Source organism: Bradyrhizobium sp. SZCCHNS2022, from assembly GCF_032377575.1.
In the GTDB taxonomy this organism is placed as follows: domain Bacteria; phylum Pseudomonadota; class Alphaproteobacteria; order Rhizobiales; family Xanthobacteraceae; genus Bradyrhizobium; species Bradyrhizobium aeschynomenes.
Genome location: NZ_JAUHHZ010000001.1, coordinates 2,256,108 through 2,272,809, shown reverse-complemented (window position 1 = coordinate 2,272,809; position 16,702 = coordinate 2,256,108). Strand labels below are relative to the sequence as shown.

The 16,702-nt window shown below is 66.0% G+C and carries 15 protein-coding genes; 13 read left to right on the top strand and 2 right to left on the bottom strand.

What is annotated here, in order from left to right; genetic code table 11:
• Window position 1 precedes the first annotated feature (1 nt).
• A complete protein-coding gene (locus QXZ94_RS10085) occupies window positions 2–598 on the bottom strand; it encodes a TetR/AcrR family transcriptional regulator (RefSeq protein ID WP_315720281.1) in 597 nt (198 codons plus the stop codon).
• 113 nt (window positions 599–711) lie between these two features.
• Between QXZ94_RS10085 and QXZ94_RS10080 the strand changes: the two genes are divergently transcribed.
• Both QXZ94_RS10080 and QXZ94_RS10075 read left to right on the top strand, forming a co-directional pair.
• Window positions 712–1,527: an amidohydrolase family protein gene (locus tag QXZ94_RS10080; RefSeq protein ID WP_315720280.1), complete on the top strand. Its 816-nt coding sequence runs from the start codon at window positions 712–714 to the stop codon at window positions 1,525–1,527.
• A gap of 782 nt (window positions 1,528–2,309) precedes the next feature.
• Window positions 2,310–4,625: an ATP-binding protein gene (locus tag QXZ94_RS10075; RefSeq protein WP_315720279.1), complete on the top strand. Its 2,316-nt coding sequence runs from the start codon at window positions 2,310–2,312 to the stop codon at window positions 4,623–4,625.
• Window positions 4,626–4,641: 16 nt separating this feature from the next.
• Here QXZ94_RS10075 and erpA read toward each other — a convergent pair whose 3' ends face one another.
• A complete protein-coding gene (gene erpA / locus QXZ94_RS10070; RefSeq protein WP_172108553.1) occupies window positions 4,642–4,983 on the bottom strand; it encodes an iron-sulfur cluster insertion protein ErpA in 342 nt (113 codons plus the stop codon).
• Window positions 4,984–5,093: 110 nt separating this feature from the next.
• Between erpA and QXZ94_RS10065 the strand changes: the two genes are divergently transcribed.
• From QXZ94_RS10065 to QXZ94_RS10015, 11 genes are all read left to right on the top strand, one after another.
• Window positions 5,094–6,260 (top strand): deoxyguanosinetriphosphate triphosphohydrolase, encoded by a 1,167-nt coding sequence (locus QXZ94_RS10065; RefSeq protein WP_315720278.1) that lies wholly within the window; start codon window positions 5,094–5,096, stop codon window positions 6,258–6,260.
• Between the two features lie 8 nt (window positions 6,261–6,268).
• Window positions 6,269–8,065, top strand: coding sequence for an arginine--tRNA ligase (gene argS / locus QXZ94_RS10060; protein ID WP_315720277.1), 1,797 nt, complete (start codon window positions 6,269–6,271; stop codon window positions 8,063–8,065).
• Window positions 8,066–8,160: 95 nt separating this feature from the next.
• Window positions 8,161–9,726: an SPOR domain-containing protein gene (locus QXZ94_RS10055; protein WP_315720276.1), complete on the top strand. Its 1,566-nt coding sequence runs from the start codon at window positions 8,161–8,163 to the stop codon at window positions 9,724–9,726.
• A 42-nt stretch (window positions 9,727–9,768) separates the two neighbouring features.
• Window positions 9,769–10,797, top strand: coding sequence for a beta-N-acetylhexosaminidase (gene nagZ / locus QXZ94_RS10050; protein WP_315720275.1), 1,029 nt, complete (start codon window positions 9,769–9,771; stop codon window positions 10,795–10,797).
• Window positions 10,794–11,633 carry a segregation and condensation protein A gene (locus QXZ94_RS10045; protein WP_172108563.1) on the top strand — a complete coding sequence of 280 codons (840 nt, stop codon included), beginning with the start codon at window positions 10,794–10,796 and terminating at the stop codon, window positions 11,631–11,633. The genes nagZ and QXZ94_RS10045 overlap by 4 nt, the downstream gene beginning before the upstream one ends.
• Window positions 11,634–11,652: 19 nt before the next feature.
• Window positions 11,653–12,816: an SMC-Scp complex subunit ScpB gene (scpB, locus tag QXZ94_RS10040; RefSeq protein WP_315720274.1), complete on the top strand. Its 1,164-nt coding sequence runs from the start codon at window positions 11,653–11,655 to the stop codon at window positions 12,814–12,816.
• A 294-nt stretch (window positions 12,817–13,110) separates the two neighbouring features.
• Complete coding sequence (locus QXZ94_RS10035) at window positions 13,111–13,344, top strand: twin-arginine translocase TatA/TatE family subunit (protein ID WP_172108567.1); 234 nt, start codon at window positions 13,111–13,113, stop codon at window positions 13,342–13,344.
• A 103-nt stretch (window positions 13,345–13,447) separates the two neighbouring features.
• Window positions 13,448–13,975 carry a Sec-independent protein translocase protein TatB gene (tatB, locus tag QXZ94_RS10030; RefSeq protein WP_315720273.1) on the top strand — a complete coding sequence of 176 codons (528 nt, stop codon included), beginning with the start codon at window positions 13,448–13,450 and terminating at the stop codon, window positions 13,973–13,975.
• On the top strand, window positions 13,972–14,787 hold the full coding sequence (gene tatC / locus QXZ94_RS10025; RefSeq protein WP_315720272.1) for a twin-arginine translocase subunit TatC: 816 nt from the start codon (window positions 13,972–13,974) through the stop codon (window positions 14,785–14,787). Before tatB ends, tatC begins: the two co-directional genes overlap by 4 nt.
• 126 nt (window positions 14,788–14,913) lie before the next feature.
• Window positions 14,914–16,239, top strand: a complete 1,326-nt coding sequence (serS, locus tag QXZ94_RS10020; RefSeq protein WP_315720271.1) for a serine--tRNA ligase — start codon at window positions 14,914–14,916, stop codon at window positions 16,237–16,239.
• Between the two features lie 98 nt (window positions 16,240–16,337).
• Window positions 16,338–16,694, top strand: a complete 357-nt coding sequence (locus QXZ94_RS10015) for a hypothetical protein (RefSeq protein ID WP_315726185.1) — start codon at window positions 16,338–16,340, stop codon at window positions 16,692–16,694.
• The last annotated feature ends 8 nt before the right edge of the window (window positions 16,695–16,702 follow it).

Below are 16,702 nucleotides of genomic sequence, written 5' to 3'. Positions count from 1 at the left end.
GTCAATCGTTCTGCGCCGCGCCGGCGACGACGGCGCGAATGGCGCAGGCGATCAGGTCGGACAGATGACTGTCCGGCTTGCCGCGGCTGCGGCCGGCCAGCCAGGCCCGGCAGAACAGCTGCGCCGGCCCGATGATCTGGCTGATCAGGACCTCCGGAGCCAGCGCGACCAGCGTGCCGCGCGCCAGGTTCGGCTCGTACCAGCGCGCAAGTCCGGCACGGAACCGCGCGTTGCTGGCGGCCTGGGCGTCACGGATCGCCGCCGCATGGGCGCCTGCCGCATGCACGAACATGAAGCGGGCCTGCGCGCGGTGGTCGATGACGAAGCGCAGATGCGCCGTCACCAGCGCGGCGACGCCGTCCCGGGCCGGGAGCTCGCCGGCCAGCGCCCCGACCAGCGCGTCATGATAGGCGTCGAGCGCCGCCAGGAACACCGCGCCGGCGACCGCCTCCTTCGAGGGAAAGGCGTGAAAGAAGCTGCCATTGGAGACACCGGCGCGCTCGCAGATCGCGGCGATGGTCCCGGCCTCGGTGCCGCTGTGGTCGAACTCCGCCAGCGCGGCGTCGATGATCCGCTCCCGGCTGGTCTTGCGCATCATCGGCTCACCGCTCCTCTTTCCGGGCGTCGATCCCCGGTTTGACAACATAACGCGCCACGCTCTAGAGTATTGCTCTAGAGTATAACTCTAATACTGCTTTGGGGAGGCCCGTCATGTCACGGATCATCGATGCCTGGATGCAGCATCCGACCGCGCGCCATTCGGCCGATCCGATGTTCGCCTCGCTGCGGCGCTGGACGGCGAAGACGCCGCGTCCGGAGGTCATCACGGAGGAGATGACGATCGCGGCGATGGACGAGGGCGGGGTGGCCGTCGGCCTCGCCTCGGCGTGGTGCGCGCCGCATGGCTGGATGATTTCCAACGACGAGGTCGCGTCTGTCACGGCGAGTCATCCCGGCCGCATCGTCGGCATCGCCAGCACCGATCTGGCCCGCCCGATGGAGGCGGTGCGCGAGCTCCGGCGCGCGGTCCGCACGCTCGGCTTCAAGGGCCTGCGCGTGCTGCCCTGGCTGTGGGGCGTGCCGCCGACCGACCGCCGGTTCTATCCGCTGTTCGCCGAATGCATCGAGCTTGGGATTCCGTTCTGCACCCAGGTCGGTCACACCGGGCCGCTGCGGCCGTCGGAGACCGGCCGGCCGATTCCCTATATCGACGAGGTGGCGCTGGATTTTCCCGAGCTCGTCATCGTCGCCGGGCACATCGGCTATCCCTGGACGCAGGAGATGATCGCGGTCGCCACCAAGCACGAGAACGTCTACATCGACACGTCCGCCTACACGGTGAAGCGCTATCCGCCGGAGATCGTGCAGTACATAAAGACGAACGGCCGGCGGAAGGTGCTGTTCGGTACGAACTATCCGATGATCACGCCGGCCAAGGCGCTCGAAGGGCTCGAGGAACTCGGGCTCGATGCCGAGGCGCGCGAGCTGTTTCTCGGCGGCAATGCCGCGCGGGTGTTCAAGCTCTGATCGTTGCCAAACTTGCGCGCCGCTCGCGGCCGTCGGGCAAATCAATGTGCGCGGTGAGGCTTGTTTGTTCGCGTCAAACCGTGGCGCGGAGGCAAAAATCCTCTGCGCGCAAGAACTAATTTTAGCAGTCCCGTCAAGCCGATCGGTCCGACCAGTGGCGCGGCTGAACATTTTGGCGTTTCTTTTTATCAGAAATCGTGCTTCATTCAGGCCGTCCCGCCCCGGCACGAGGGGCGTATCGCGATCGTCACGACACGCGAGGCGGGATGCGATGGGCGCTTGGAGCTGCAGCAGGGCTGATGCCGTGCGGACGAACGGCTCCGGCGCACGCCGAAATCGCATGGTCCTGGTCTCCCGACGCTGAGGCCACGCCGGTGGTGACGATGATCCGCCGGTCACGGGGGCAAGACAGCCGGTCCCCGGGGAGAGTGCGTATAAGGCGTAACGCCATCGCGCAGGGAATGCCGGTTGACCGGCTGGACCTGTGGTGACTGCCGCCTGCTTTTTTTCTGCAGGCGGGCCATGGGTTGCGGCCAGCACCCGGCATTCCCTGCGCCCTCGTTTCCGAGAGGGTGAAAACCAGATGCAAGGCTCGGGCAGATCATGCCGCGAGAACGACGCGCCGCGTCCCGAACCTGGCAGCTCCGTCGAAAATGTCCGGTGGACGATGCGATTTCACGGCGAATGTCATGGTTCCGTAATTCTACGGGCGGGACAATTAACGTGGCTGAAGCAGCCGATCAGGCATGGCAAGGGGATCACAAGGAAAGTACTGCGCCCTCATGAATTGGCCTGGGGATCTCACGAGCGCGAAGCGATCTGCCGGTGGCAGCCCGCTGGGTGCTTTCTTCCTTTGGATCGGCGGCTTTGGCGCCATCGAAGGTCTCGATGACGAAGCTCTCACGGAGCGCGATCGCCGTCGCATCCGGGCGCGGCAGATCGATGCCGTGGCGCGCCTCGTGCCGGTCACGATCGGCATCAATTTCGCCAATGCCGCGATCATTCTCGGCGTGTTCTGGAACACCGTCTCCAACCTCTTCCTCACCGCTTGGGGCGCGGCGATCGGCGTGGCCGGCGCCCTGGCGCTGCGCGGCTGGTGGCGTGCACGCAAGTCGCGCCCGCAGGAGGCATCGGAGCGCGCCATCAATCGGATGACCCTGCAGGCGTTCTTCCTCTCGGCCGTGTGGGGATCGCTGCCGCTGATCGTGATGCCGCAGGTCGAGCCACATCTGCAGATCATCGTCGGATCGCTGATGACCGGGATGATCTCGGGCGGTGCGTTTGCGATGTCGAGCGTGCCGCGGGCGGGCCTCGCCTATACCTGGACCCTGATGCTGTGCTCGGTCGCCTCGCTGCTCCTGTGCGGCGGTACGACCTTTCTCGTGCTCGTGGTGTTCCTGGGACTCTACACGTCTTTCATGGTGCGCCACCTGGTGTCGCACGGCAATGTGTTCCTGGAGAACCTGAAGGCGCAGATCCGCCACGAGCGGCAGAACGAGACGATCTCGCTGCTGCTGAAGGAATTCCAGGAGAATGCCGCGAGCTGGCTGTGGCAGACCGACGCCGAGGGGCGCCTGATCGATGCGCCGCAACGCTTCGCCGACGTAGCCCAGCTTCCGCTCGACCAGCTCAAGGGCGAGCGACTGATCGATACGCTGAAATATCTGTGCCCGACCGATACCGCGACGCTCAAGACCTTCGCCGACCGCATGGCGCAGCGGCTCTCGATCCCGGAGATCCTGATCCATGTCGTGGTCGCTGGCGGCGAGCGCCGGCGCTGGGCGCTGACCGCACGCCCGGCGCGCGACTACGAAGGCAAGTTCGCCGGCTATCGCGGTTTCGGCCGCGACGTCACCGAGCGCTGGCGCGCCGAGCAGGCGGAGGCGGAGAGCAGGGCGAAATCCGACTTCCTGGCGATGATGAGTCACGAGATCCGCACCCCGATGAACGGCGTGCTCGGCCTTGCCTCGACCTTGCTGGAGACCAAGCTCGATGACGAGCAGCGCCATGCCGTGATGACCATCCGCGAATCCGGCGACAATCTGCAGCGCATCCTCAATGACATTCTCGATCTGTCGAAGCTCAACGCCGGCAAGCTGGAGTTCGAGACGGTCGATTTCTCGCCGTCGGTGCTGGTCGAGGCGGTCACCGCCATTATGGGGGTCAACGCGAAATCGAAGAGCCTGCTGGTCAATGCCGACATCGATCCGAAGCTGCCGCCGGCGCTGAAGGGCGACGTCGCGCGCATTCGCCAGGTGCTGATCAACCTGGCCTCCAACGCCGTGAAGTTCACGGAGCGCGGCGGCGTCACCATCGCGGTCGCGTGCCGGTCGCGCGACGACCAGAAGGCGACGATCGAGTGGCGCGTCTCCGACACCGGCATCGGCATTCCCGCCGACCGGGTCGGCAAGCTGTTCACCGATTTCGCCCAGGCCGATGCCTCGATCAACCGCCGCTTCGGCGGCACCGGGCTGGGGCTTGCGATCTCCCGCCGCATCATCGAGCAGATGGGAGGGGCGATCGCGGTGTCGTCCGTGCAGGGCGAGGGCTCGACCTTCCGCTTCAGCCTGACCTTGCCGTGGAGCGACAAGCAGGTGTCGGATCAGCGCGGCGACCGGGTCGGCGCCGGCGATCTCAAGACGCGGATCGAGCAGCTCGGCCGGCCGCTGCGCGTGCTGATCGCCGAGGACGATGCCACCAACCGCATGGTGGTGTCGAAGATGCTGCAGGAGTTCGGCGTCGACAAATGCATCGTGCCGGATGGCCTGCAGGCGGTGAAGGCGGCCTCCGAGCAGGAGTTCGACCTGGTGCTGATGGACGTCCGCATGCCCGAGATGGACGGCATCACGGCGACGCGGACCATCCGCGCCAAGGGCGGCCGGCTCGCCGAGCTGCCGATCATCGCGCTCACTGCGAACGCCTTTCCCGACGACATCAAGCAGTGCCGCGAGGCGGGCATGACCGACTTCCTGGCCAAGCCGCTGCGCAAGCCGGCGATGGTGGCGGCGATGCTGAAGGCGATCGGCACGCCCGCGCCCAGCGTGGAGGCGCCGAGTCTTGCGCCGGCCGACGGTCCCGCGGCGACGGCGGAGGCCTGAGCCGCGAGGAGGGGAGTCAGACCGAGAAGCTGGTCCCGCAGCCGCAGGACGCGGTGGCGTTGGGGTTGTTGATCCGGAACGAGGCGCCCATCAGATCGTCGACGAAGTCGACCTCGGAGCCCGCGAGGAACGGGACCGAGGCGGGATCGACCAGCACCACCGCGCGGTCGCGCGCGATGACCAGATCGTCGTCCGCCTTGGCGCGGTCGATGTCGAACTTGTACTGGAAGCCGGAGCAGCCGCCGCCTTCGACCGAGATGCGCAGCATCGCGCCGGCCGTCTCCTTGCCGAGAATCTCGCCGATGCGGCGGGCGGCGCGTTCGCTGATGGTGACGGGGCCGGTCAGGGCATCAGTCATGGCAAATGGTCTCCGGAATGCTCGTCATGCCCTATTCATTTGGTGCCGGGCACTCCCCATAGTTAAGTGGGCTCCGGCCTGGAATCAAATCGCAAAGGAAACAATCGCTCGTGTCGGTCGGAATGGCTGCCCCCCGCGCCCCTTATTCCTGCGATCCGGATCGCAGCCGGGGCCGGCTGTTCGCCGAGCCGCCCTCGCGCACCCGCAGCCCGTTTCGGCGGGATTGCGACCGGGTGATCCATTCGACCGCCTTCCGGAGGCTGAAGCACAAGACCCAGGTGTTCGTCTTCCACGAAGGCGACCATTACCGCACCCGTTTGACGCATTCCTTGGAAGTCGCCCAGATCGCCCGCGCGCTGGCCCGCCAGCTCGGCCTCGACGAGGATCTGACGGAGACGCTCGCCTTGGCGCACGATCTGGGACATCCGCCATTCGGCCATGCCGGGGAGCGGGCGCTCAACCGCTGCATGGCGGACCATGGCGGCTTCGACCACAATGCCCAGACTCTGCGCATCGTCACGTCGTTCGAGCAGCGCTACCCCGATTTCGATGGCCTCAATCTGAGCTGGGAATCGCTCGAAGGCATCGTCAAGCACAACGGGCCGTTGCAGGGACCGATCCCCGCGGGGATTGCCGAGTTCAACGCCGGCTTCGACCTGGAGCTGTGGAGCTACGCCTCGCTGGAGGCCCAGGTCGCAGCGCTCGCCGACGACATCGCCTATGATGCGCACGATATCGACGACGGCCTGCGTGCGGGCCTATTCACGGTGAGCGACCTCAAGGAGGTCCCGCTGCTCGCGGCGATGATCGACGAGATCGACCGGCACTATCCTGGTCTCGACGACATCCGGCGCGGGGCCGAGCTGGTCCGCGAGCTGATCTCCTACCTGATTGCGGCCGTCGCGACTGAAGCCGAGCGCCGGATCGAGCAGGCGCAGCCGATGTCGCCGCTCGACGTGCGGAGGCATAGCGGACCGCTGGTGGCGTTTCCGGCCGATGTCGCCGCGCACGAGGCCACCATCAAGGCGTTTCTCTGGCAGCGGATGTACCGGCACGAGCGGGTCATGCGGGTGATGCGCGACGCCGAGCGCATCGTCGCCGACCTGTTCGGTCGCTACCAGGAGGACGGCGCGACGCTGCCCGCGGGATGGCTCGACGGCTGCGCGGGGGAGAGCGATCGCGCCCGCCGCATCAGCCACTTTATCGCCGGAATGACCGACCGTTTTGCCTTAACCGAGCATCACCGGCTTTTTGACTCGACCCCGGATTTGCGTTAGGCGGCGGCATGGTTGAACAAGCATCCACCCCTTACCTTTTTGCCGACATGCTCGCCCGCGTGCACGCCGTCTGCGCCGCGCTGGCCAAGGATGCCGGCTGGCCCGAAGGCATCGATTTCTCGCGCGTCGTCGTCGAGCCGCCGCGCGATCCGAGCCACGGCGACATGGCCACCAACGCCGCGATGGTGCTCGCGAAGGAGGCCAAAGCCAAGCCGCGTGATCTCGCCGAGCAGATCGCCGAGCGCATGCGGGCCGATGAGCTGGTCGCGAAGGTCGATGTCGCCGGTCCCGGTTTCATCAACCTCTCTCTGCAGCCGGCCGTCTGGGCCAGGCAGCTTGGCACGATCCTGCGCGAAGGCGCTGCTTACGGTCGCGTCGCGCCGGTGCAGGGCGCGCCGAAGGTCAACGTCGAATACGTCTCCGCCAATCCGACCGGACCCATGCATGTCGGCCATTGCCGCGGCGCCGTGTTCGGCGATGCGCTGTGCAGCCTGCTGCAGTTCGCCGGGCGCGACGTTACGCGCGAATACTACATCAACGATGCCGGCGCCCAGGTCGACGTGCTCGCGCGCTCCGCCTTCCTCCGCTATCGCGAGGCGCTCGGCGAGGAGATCGGCGCGATTCCAGACGGGCTCTATCCTGGCGACTACCTGAAGCCCGTCGGGCAGGCGCTCGCCGCCGAGCATGGCGACAAGCTGAAGGCGATGTCGGAAGCCGAGTGGCTGCCGATCGTGCGCGACAAGGCGATCGCGATGATGATGGCCGAGATCAAGGATGATCTTGCCGCGCTCAACATCCGTCACGACGTGTTCTTCTCGGAACGCTCGTTGATCACCGGCGGCACCAACAAAGTCGCCGAGACCATCGATTTCCTGCGCGAGCGGGGCGATATCTACGAGGGAAGTCTCCCGCCGCCCAAGGGTAAGCCCGTCGAAGACTACGAAGACAGAGTCCAGACGCTGTTCCGCGCCACAGCCTATGGCGATGATGTCGATCGTCCGCTCATCAAGTCAGACAACAGCTACACCTACTTCGCCTCCGATATTGCTAATCATCGCAACAAGTTCGAACGCGGGTTTGCGGATCTCATCGACGTCTTTGGCGAGGATCACAAAGGCTACATCAAGCGCATGCAAGCAGCCGTGAAGGCAGTAAGTGCCGGACAAGCGGTTCTTGATGTGAAGATCGTGAATCTGGTCAAGCTTTTGCGTGACGGCGAGCCGGTGAAGATGTCGAAGCGCTCCGGCGACTTCGTCACCTTGCGGGAAGTTGTTGATGAAGTGGGGCGCGATGCGGTCCGTTTCATGATGCTTTATCGCAAGAACGACGCCGTGCTCGATTTCGACCTTGCCAAGGTGATCGAGCAGTCGCGCGACAATCCGGTGTTCTATGTCCAGTACGGCCACGCTCGGGGCTACTCGGTGTTCCGCAATGCCCGGGAGATGTTCCCGGACCTGCCGGAAGAGGAGGGAGCTCGAATCGCGTTCCTGAGCAGCGCGAACCTGGAAAAACTGTCCCATCCGACCGAACACGGCCTCTTGAAACAGCTCGCGCTGTACCCACGTACGGTCGAGAGCGCGGCGCTGGCGCATGAGCCGCACCGGGTCGCCTTCTACCTCTATGAACTTGCAAGCGAATTTCACGCCCACTGGACGCGGGGGCGGGATTTGCCCTATTTACGCTTCATTATCGATGATGATGCAGAATTGACCAAGGCACGTTTGGCCATGGTTCAGGGCGTCGTCTCGGTTCTGGCGTCGGGACTTGCCATCTTGGGCGTTAATGCTCCTGATGCAATGCGCTGATTGGGGGAAACACGCGACTTCAGTTGGGGGCCTCAATCTGGCAGGGTCCGCCTTAGGACGCATATGCGGCTCACCCGCAGGGACGCTTCAAAACGATGGCTGATCGTTACCAGGACAGACCCTTTCCCGCTGATGGTTTTGGCCGCGGCGGAAACCAGTCGGCTGATGCTGATCCGCTCGCCGAACTCGCCCGTCTGATCGGGCAGAACGATCCTTTCGCAGCTTCCGGTCGGGCCACACCTCAGTCCCAGCCGCGTCCGATGGCCCGGCCTGCCGCGCCTGCTCCCGAGCAGCCGGCCGCCGGCATGCCTCCGGCCGGCGCTCCAGCCTGGATGCAGCGCGCTCAGCCCGCCGCGGCCAATCCGTTCGCCGACATGGGGCGCGAGCCGCAGCAGCCGGCGCCAGCGCCGCCGGCATTTCCCGCCGGCTATCAGGATCCACGCGGCCAGCCGCCGGGCTTCCCCGAGCAGGATTTTGCGCCCGCAGCCGCCGCTCCCCGGCAGCCGCAGGGTTATCCCAACGCCGAGTTCGCCGACCAGTTGTCCAAGCTGGATTACAGCGTCGGCGAGTCGCGCCACGGCTTTGCTGAGAATGACCGCGACTACGACCGCGGCAACGGCTTTGACGACAACGAGCAGGACTCGTCGCGCTACGACGACGCGCTGTTTGGCCAGATGGGATCCGGTCAACAGGGGTTTCAGGGCGACAACGACTTCCAGGACGGCCAGTACGGCTACCAGGACGGCTATGACGAGGGCGAGGAAGAGGAACGGCCCCGCCGCCGCAGCGGCATGAGCACGGTGCTCGCGGTGCTGACCCTTGCGGTGGTCGGAACCGGCGGCGCCTATGGCTACAAGACCTACATCTCGTCCGGCCGCACCGGCGAGCCGCCGATCATTCGCGCCGACAACAGCCCGACCAAGATCATGGCGCAGCAGGACCTGACGCCGAAGGTGCCGGATCGGCTGCTGGGCAATGACGGCGGCGAGAAGCTGGTGTCCCGCGAGGAGACGCCGATGGATCTGAATACCCGCGGCGGCGGCAACCCCCGGGTCGTTTTCCCGCAGATGAGCCAGAACGGAGCCCCGCCGCCCAGCGCCGGAGCGGCTCCGATGTCGCAAATGGCCAATGCCAACGGCATCCTGCCCAACTCTGATCCGCGTCCGATCAAGACGCTGTCCGTGACCGGCGGCAACCAGGCGGCGGCCGATCCCGGCGGCGCGGCGATGCCGGCGGCGCCTGCGACAAAGCCCCCGGCGACGCCGAAGGGCCGCAAGTCACCGGCCAATGCCAATGCGTCGGCGGCCGAGAGCCCGATGCCGCTGACGCCGCAACCGGCCACGCCGGCGCCCGCGCGCATCGCGGCGGCCGTGCCGGTCACCGAACAGACCCAGCCGGAGCGAACCGGTGGTTATCTCGTTTCGATCTCGTCGCAGGCCAGCGAGGCCGAGGCGATGACATCCTACAAGGCCGTGCAGGACAAGTACGGCGCCGTGCTCGGCAAATATGAGCCGATCATCAAGCGCATGGACCTCGGCGAGAAGGGCGGCGTCAAGTACCGCGCCGCCGTCGGCCCCTTCGCGACGAAGGAAGAGGCCAACAAGATGTGCGGAACGTTGAAAACTGCCGGCGGTCAGTGTTTCCCGTTTAGCAACAATTAAGGCTCGCTTGACCGCCCGGAAGGCGGGGTCTATGCGGCCCGCATGACCATGCGGGCTTTCATTACCGGCGTCGCCGGGCTGGACCTCACCGACGCCGAGCGCGCGTTCATCCGCGATGCGAAGCCTTGGGGCTTCATCCTGTTCAAACGCAACGTCCAGTCACCCGCTCAAGTGACTGCACTCGTTGAGGAATTAAGGAATTGCGCGGATCGCGCCGACGCCCCCGTGCTGATCGACCAGGAAGGCGGCCGGGTGCAGCGGCTTGGCCCGCCACACTGGCCGACCTATCCCGCCGGCGTCGTGTTCGATCGGCTCTACGACCTTGATTCGGCCCTGGGCCTTCGTGCCGCCTGGCTCAGCGCCCGCCTGATCGCCGACGATCTGAATCAGCTGGGGATTACCGTGGACTGCCTGCCGCTGGCCGACGTGCCGGTTGCCGGCGCCGATGCCGTCATTGGCGATCGCGCCTATGGCACGACACCGGCCAAGGTGGCGGCGATCGCCCGGGCGGTGACGGAGGGGCTGGAGCAGGGCGGCATGCTGCCGGTGCTCAAGCACATTCCCGGCCATGGCCGGGCCACGGCCGATACCCATTTCCGGCTGCCGACGGTCGACACCCCCGAAGCGGAGCTCGACGCCACCGATTTCGCGGCCTTCCGACCGCTGTCGGACCTGCCGATGGCGATGACTGCACATGTTGTGTTTAGCGCAATCGACGCCGCCCATCCGGCCACGACTTCTGCGACAATGATTCAGCGGGTGATTCGCGAGCGGATCGGGTTCCAGGGTTTGTTGATGAGTGATGACGTTTCCATGAACGCACTGGCGGGATCGATCGCCGAGCGCACGCGCGCGATCGTCGCGGCGGGCTGCGACATGGTTCTGCATTGCAACGGCAGACTGGACGAGATGCAGGCCGTCGCCGCCGAAACACCTGAGCTTGCGCGACAGGCTCTGACACGGGCCGATCGCGCGCTCGCGGCGCGCAAGGCACCCGCAAGCTTCGATCGCGGCGCGGCGCGCGCCGAGCTCGACGCCCTGATCAACCGGCTGGGACCAGCGAGCGCATGACCGCGGAAATTCTGTCGTTTGAAACCGGCCGGCCCACAACGGAGCTGGCCGAGGCCGAACCGGCGTTGGTCGTCGACGTCGAGGGCTATGAAGGCCCGCTCGACCTTCTGCTCGCGCTGGCGCGCCAGCAGAAGGTGGACCTCGCCAAGATCTCGATCCTGGCGCTGGCCGATCAGTATCTCCAGTTCATCGAGGCCGCGCGCAAGATCCGGCTCGAGCTCGCCGCCGACTATCTCGTGATGGCGGCCTGGCTCGCGTTTCTGAAGTCGCGCCTGCTGTTGCCGGAGCCGCCGGCGCAGGAAGGCCCGAGTGCCGAGGAGATGGCGACGGCGCTCGCCAACCGGCTGCGGCGGCTGGAGGCGATCCGCGAAGCTGCGAATCGCTTGATGAACCGGCCGCAGTTCCAGCGTGACGTGTTCCCGCGCGGCAATCCCGAACAGATCGCCGAAGTCCGGCACCCCAAGTTCACCGCGACCCTGTTCGACCTGCTGTCGGCCTACGCCATTCAACGGCAGTCGCGCGTCGTCACGTCGGTGCATATGGCCAAGCGAACCGTGTGGTCGCTGGCAGAGGCGCGTGCTTCGCTCGAGCGTCTGGTCGGCATGACCGAGGTCTCGGACGATTGGGGATGTCTCGACGACTACCTGCTGGACTATGTCGTCGAGCCTGCACAGAAGGCCACCGTCTTCGCATCGAGCTTTGCGGCCGTGCTCGAGCTGGTCCGCGAAGGCAAGCTCGAGCTGAACCAGAAGCAGGCGTTCGCGCCGCTGTATTTTCGTAAGCGTCCACCGAACCAGCCCGGCGCCATGGCTGCGCCGGACTTGACGGTTGAGTAACGAAGAAGGAGACCCTGCCATGGCAAGCTTGGCGGAACTGCGCATGGAAGAGCCCGACGAGATCGCGACGAGCGAGCCTGAGGTGCGCCCCGAAGAGTTGCGCATCCTCGAGGCACTGCTGTTCGCCGCGGCCGAGCCGCTGGAGCAGGCCACGCTTGCCAAGCGTATGCCCGAAGGTGTCGACATCAAGGCCGCACTGGCGCAACTGCAGGCGGAATACGCCACCCGCGGCGTCAACCTCGTGCGCGTCGCCAACAAATGGACCTTCCGCACCGCCGGCGATCTCGCCTGGCTGATGACGCGCGAGAGCACCGAGACGCGCAAATTGTCGCGTGCCGCGATCGAGGTGCTGGCCATCGTCGCCTATCATCAGCCGGTGACGCGGGCCGAGATCGAAGAGATCCGCGGCGTCGTCACCTCCAAGGGGACGCTGGACGTTCTGCTGGAGACCGGCTGGATCAAGCCGCGTGGCCGCCGCAAGACCCCGGGCCGGCCTCTGACGTTCGGCACCACCGACGCGTTCCTGGCGCAGTTCAGCCTGGAGACGCTCGGTGATCTGCCGGGCCTGGAAGAGTTGAAGGGCACGGGCCTGTTGGATTCGCGCCTGCCCACCGGCTTTACCGTTCCGACGCCATCCGATGATCCCACGCTCCGCGAGGACGAGGAGCCGCTGGACCCAGGCGATCTCGATCTGGCGCTCGCACCGGCGGTCGAGGCCGAGCCTGGCGACGCCGATGGCGCGGAAGCGGAATCGTCCGAGGCGGAAACGGCTGTTGCCGAAGCTGGCCTCGTCGAGACCGCTGTGATCGACACGCTGACCGAAACAGCAGAGGCGGGAGCGGCAGAGGCCGAAACGGCCGTTCTGGACGATGAGGCGACGTCGCAGCTCGCCGTCGGTGATCTGGAGATCTCGACTTCAGACGCGGAGGATGAGGCCGTGGAGACGAGCATCGAGATCCAGGAGTCTCTCGTCGAGGAGCTCGATGCCGAGGAACTCGTCGGCGAGCAGGATGATGAGCCCGTTGCCGAACTGGTCGATCTTTCGGCCGATACAGCGGATGAGACGGAAGCTCGGAGCGAGGAAGCACCCCAAGCCGAAGTCGATGCCGAACGCGATATCGACGCGGCGGATGACGAAGACGACCGCGATACCGACGAGGACGGTTCGTCACACCGGGAGTAGCGGAAAGGAACGGCTCCCTCGGCGCCGTTAACACTCGCGTTATTACGTAGGTCCGCCCCCGATTTGGCGGACCTTAAGCGCTTGTTTTTGGGGGCGCTGACGCCTACCTTCCGGCCAGATCGGGCTCTCCGCGCGCCGCTTTCGGCTGATTGCCGCCTTGGTTCGGGTTGCTGTTTCGCAATCGAATGCTAGAAGCGAAGTGTCGCGGGCAAGTCCATGGATATGGCGCGATTTCGGCGGTAGCGTCGACGGGCAGTCGGATGAAGGCTGCGCCGGTGTTTGGAGGGTTGCAGGATGGGTTCGCTTAGCATTTGGCACTGGATCGTGGTGATCGCGGTCGTCCTGCTCCTGTTCGGGCGCGGCAAGATCTCCGATCTGATGGGCGACGTCGCGCAAGGCATCAAGGCCTTCAAGAAGGGCATGCAGGACGACGACAAGGCGCCGGAGAAGACCGAGCCGGTCAAGTCGATCGACCATGGCACCACGCCTTCGGCCACCCGCACGGATGTCGGCAGCAAGGCCGTTTGATCTGCGCGTGAAAGGCGCGGGCGGCGCGCGCTCCCGCAAGGGGCGGACCTGCTCGGACGGGCAGGGCGAGAACAGAGGCGTCGTCGCGTAGGCGGAATGTTACATGTTCGATATCGGGTGGAGTGAGCTGCTCGTCATTGGGGTCGTCGCGCTGATTGCGATTGGCCCCAAGGAGCTTCCCGGCGTCCTGCGGATGGTCGGGCAGTGGATCGGCAAGGCCCGCCGGATGGCCTCGGAGTTCCAGGGGCAGTTCCAGGAGGCCATGCGCGAGGCCGAGATGGCCGACCTGAAGAAGAGTTTTGACGAGGTCAAGGAAGCCGCGAGCGGTTTCTCCCCCAGCGGCATGATGTCGTCGCTGCAACGCGACGTCGACAAGGCGCTGGACATCGAGGGCATCGACAAGCCGGCGGCACCGGCATCGGACGCGGTTGCCGTTTTGACAGAGACGCCGGTGACCCCCACCACACCTGAGCCTCCAACCCCCGAGACCTTCGTGGAAGCCGAGGCCCATCAGGCCGTAGGCGAACCGTTGGCCATCGTGCGCGAGATCAAGCCCGAGCCGCAGCCGCACCCTGCCGACGTGGCTGCGCCGGCTGAGGCTGAACGTCTGAAGGACGCCAAAGCGTCATGACCGTCGAAGATATCGAGGCCAGCAAGGCCCCGTTGATGGATCACCTGATCGAGTTGCGGTCGCGGCTGATCAAGGCGCTGCTCGGCTTCGGCATTGCCTTCATCTTCTGCTTCTTCTTCGCCAAGCAGATCTACAACATCCTGGTGCTGCCGTTCGTCTGGGTGGCGGGCGCGGAGAACAGCAAGTTCATCTACACCCAGCTGCTCGAATACTTCATCACGCAGCTCAAGCTCGCGATGTTCGGTGCCGGCTTCATCTCGTTCCCGATCGTGGCGACGCAGATCTACAAATTCGTCGCGCCCGGTCTCTATCGGCACGAGCGCAACGCGTTCCTGCCCTATCTGGTGGCGACGCCCGTGTTCTTCGTGCTCGGCGCGGCGCTGGTGTATTTCATCGTGCTGCCGATGCTGGTCCGGTTCTCGCTCGGCATGCAGCAGCTGGGCGGTCCGGATACTGCACAGATCGCGTTGTTGCCGAAGGTCGGCGAGTATCTGTCGCTGATGATGTCGCTGATCTTCGCGTTCGGCATCGCCTTCCAGCTGCCGGTCATCCTGACCCTGCTCGGCCGGATCGGCATCGTCACCTCGCAGATGCTGCGGGAGAAGCGGCGCTATTTCATCGTGATCGCCTTCATCATCGCGGCCGTGCTGACCCCGCCGGACGTGCTCAGCCAGGCCTCGCTGGCGCTGCCGTTGCTGGCGCTCTACGAGGGCGCCATCATCGCGGTCAGCATCGTCGAGAAGCAGGCGGCTGCGGCCAAGTCCGGCTCGTCGTCGGGATCTGGCAATCTGCCGGCCAATCCGTCCGAATAGGCGGTCTGCCGCCCGGGCCTGTCCCGGGCTTGCCTGTTCCCATCCGCTGCCATTCGCGGTAGTGCAGGCCGGCCTGTGACCCAGGGCGACTCGCCGACATCCTTTCGTTCCAGGGACCGAACGACCATGCACGACATCAGATCGATCCGCGACAATCCGCAAGGTTTCGATGCGGCGCTGACGCGCCGGGGTCTGTCGCCCTTGTCGTCGCAGCTCCTGGCCATCGACGAGCGGCGTCGCGCGGCCATCCAGGCCTCCGAGCAGGCGCAGGCGCGGCGCAACGCGGCCTCCAAGGAGATCGGCGAGGCCAAGAAGGCCAAGGACGACGCGCGCGCATCCGCGCTGATGGAGGAGGTCGCCAAGCTCAAGACGACGATGCCGGAGCTCGAGGCCGCCGCCAAGCAGGCCGACGACGAGCTCGCGCGCGAGCTATCGGCGATTCCCAACCTGCCGCTCGACGAGGTGCCCGACGGCAAGGACGAGCACGACAATATCGAGCGTCATGTGTTCGGCGCGAAGCGCAGCTACGCCTTCGCGCCAAAGCCGCACGACGAGATCGGCGCGGCTCTTGGCATGGACTTCGAATCGGCGGCAAAGCTGTCCGGTGCGCGCTTCGTCGTGCTGAAGAAGGGGCTGGCGCGGCTGGAGCGCGCGATCGGCCAGTTCATGCTCGACCTGCACACCACCGAGCACGGCTACACCGAGATCAATCCGCCGCTGCTGGTGCGCAACGATGTCATGTTCGGCACCGGGCAGCTGCCGAAGTTCGAGGACGACCAGTTCTGGGCGGTGCGGGGCGAACTGCTGATCGCGCCGGATGAGCGGCTCAAGACCGATCGCCTCGGCCTCATTCCGACGGCCGAGGTCGCTTTGACCAACCTGGTCCGCGAATCCATCGTGGACGAGAAGGAACTGCCGATGCGGCTCACGGCGCTCACGCCGTGCTTCCGCGCCGAGGCCGGCGCTGCCGGACGCGACACCCGCGGCATGATCCGCCAGCACCAGTTCACCAAGGTCGAGCTGGTGTCGATCACGACGCCGGAGACGAGCAAGGACGAGCATGAGCGCATGCTCGCCTGTGCCGAGGAGGTGCTGCGCCGGCTCGATCTGCATTATCGCGTGATCACGCTGTGCACTGGCGACATGGGCTTCTCGTCGCAGAAGACCTACGACATCGAGGTCTGGATGCCCGGGCAGGGCGACGGCGGCGCCTTCCGCGAGATCTCCAGCTGCTCGGTGTGCGGCGACTTCCAGGCCCGCCGGATGGATGCGCGCTACCGCGCCGGCGACGGCAAGCCCCGCTTCGTGCACACCTTGAACGGCTCCGGCACCGCGGTCGGCCGCGCGCTGATCGCGGTCATGGAGACCTATCAGCAGGCCGACGGCTCGATCGCGGTCCCCGACGTGCTGCAGCCTTACATGGGCGGCCTCAAGGTGGTGGTGGCGGAGTAGGCGGGACGAGAACCGCGGCCGGGTGGACGGCGCTTGCGCAGCGTCCGCCAGATCGTATGCTCGATGTCGTTCAGCGACTGCTTTTCAGAACGGGCGCCATGGCCCTGCATCGGGACATTTTCTGGATCGGACGGCAATGGGCCGTCACTGGCTCCGGCATCCAGGCGGTCGATCAGCGCCTCAAGGGCGCGTTCGACATCGACCGCGCGACGGTGTGGAACGAGGGCCTGATCGAGTCCCTGCGCGACCAGACTTGGTTCAACGCCGCCGATTTCGAGAAGGCGCTGGGTGTCGCGCGCAGCCGTTTTCCCGCCGAGCCGCCACCGGCGGTCGCTGCGCCGGCGCCGACCTCCGCGAAGGCGGTCGATGCCTCCGCCGTACCCATCGTCCCGCTCCGGCTGGACGCGCGAGGGAAGCTCGCCCGGTTCCTGCCGCAGTGGCGGATCCGGCGCTGAGCTACTGA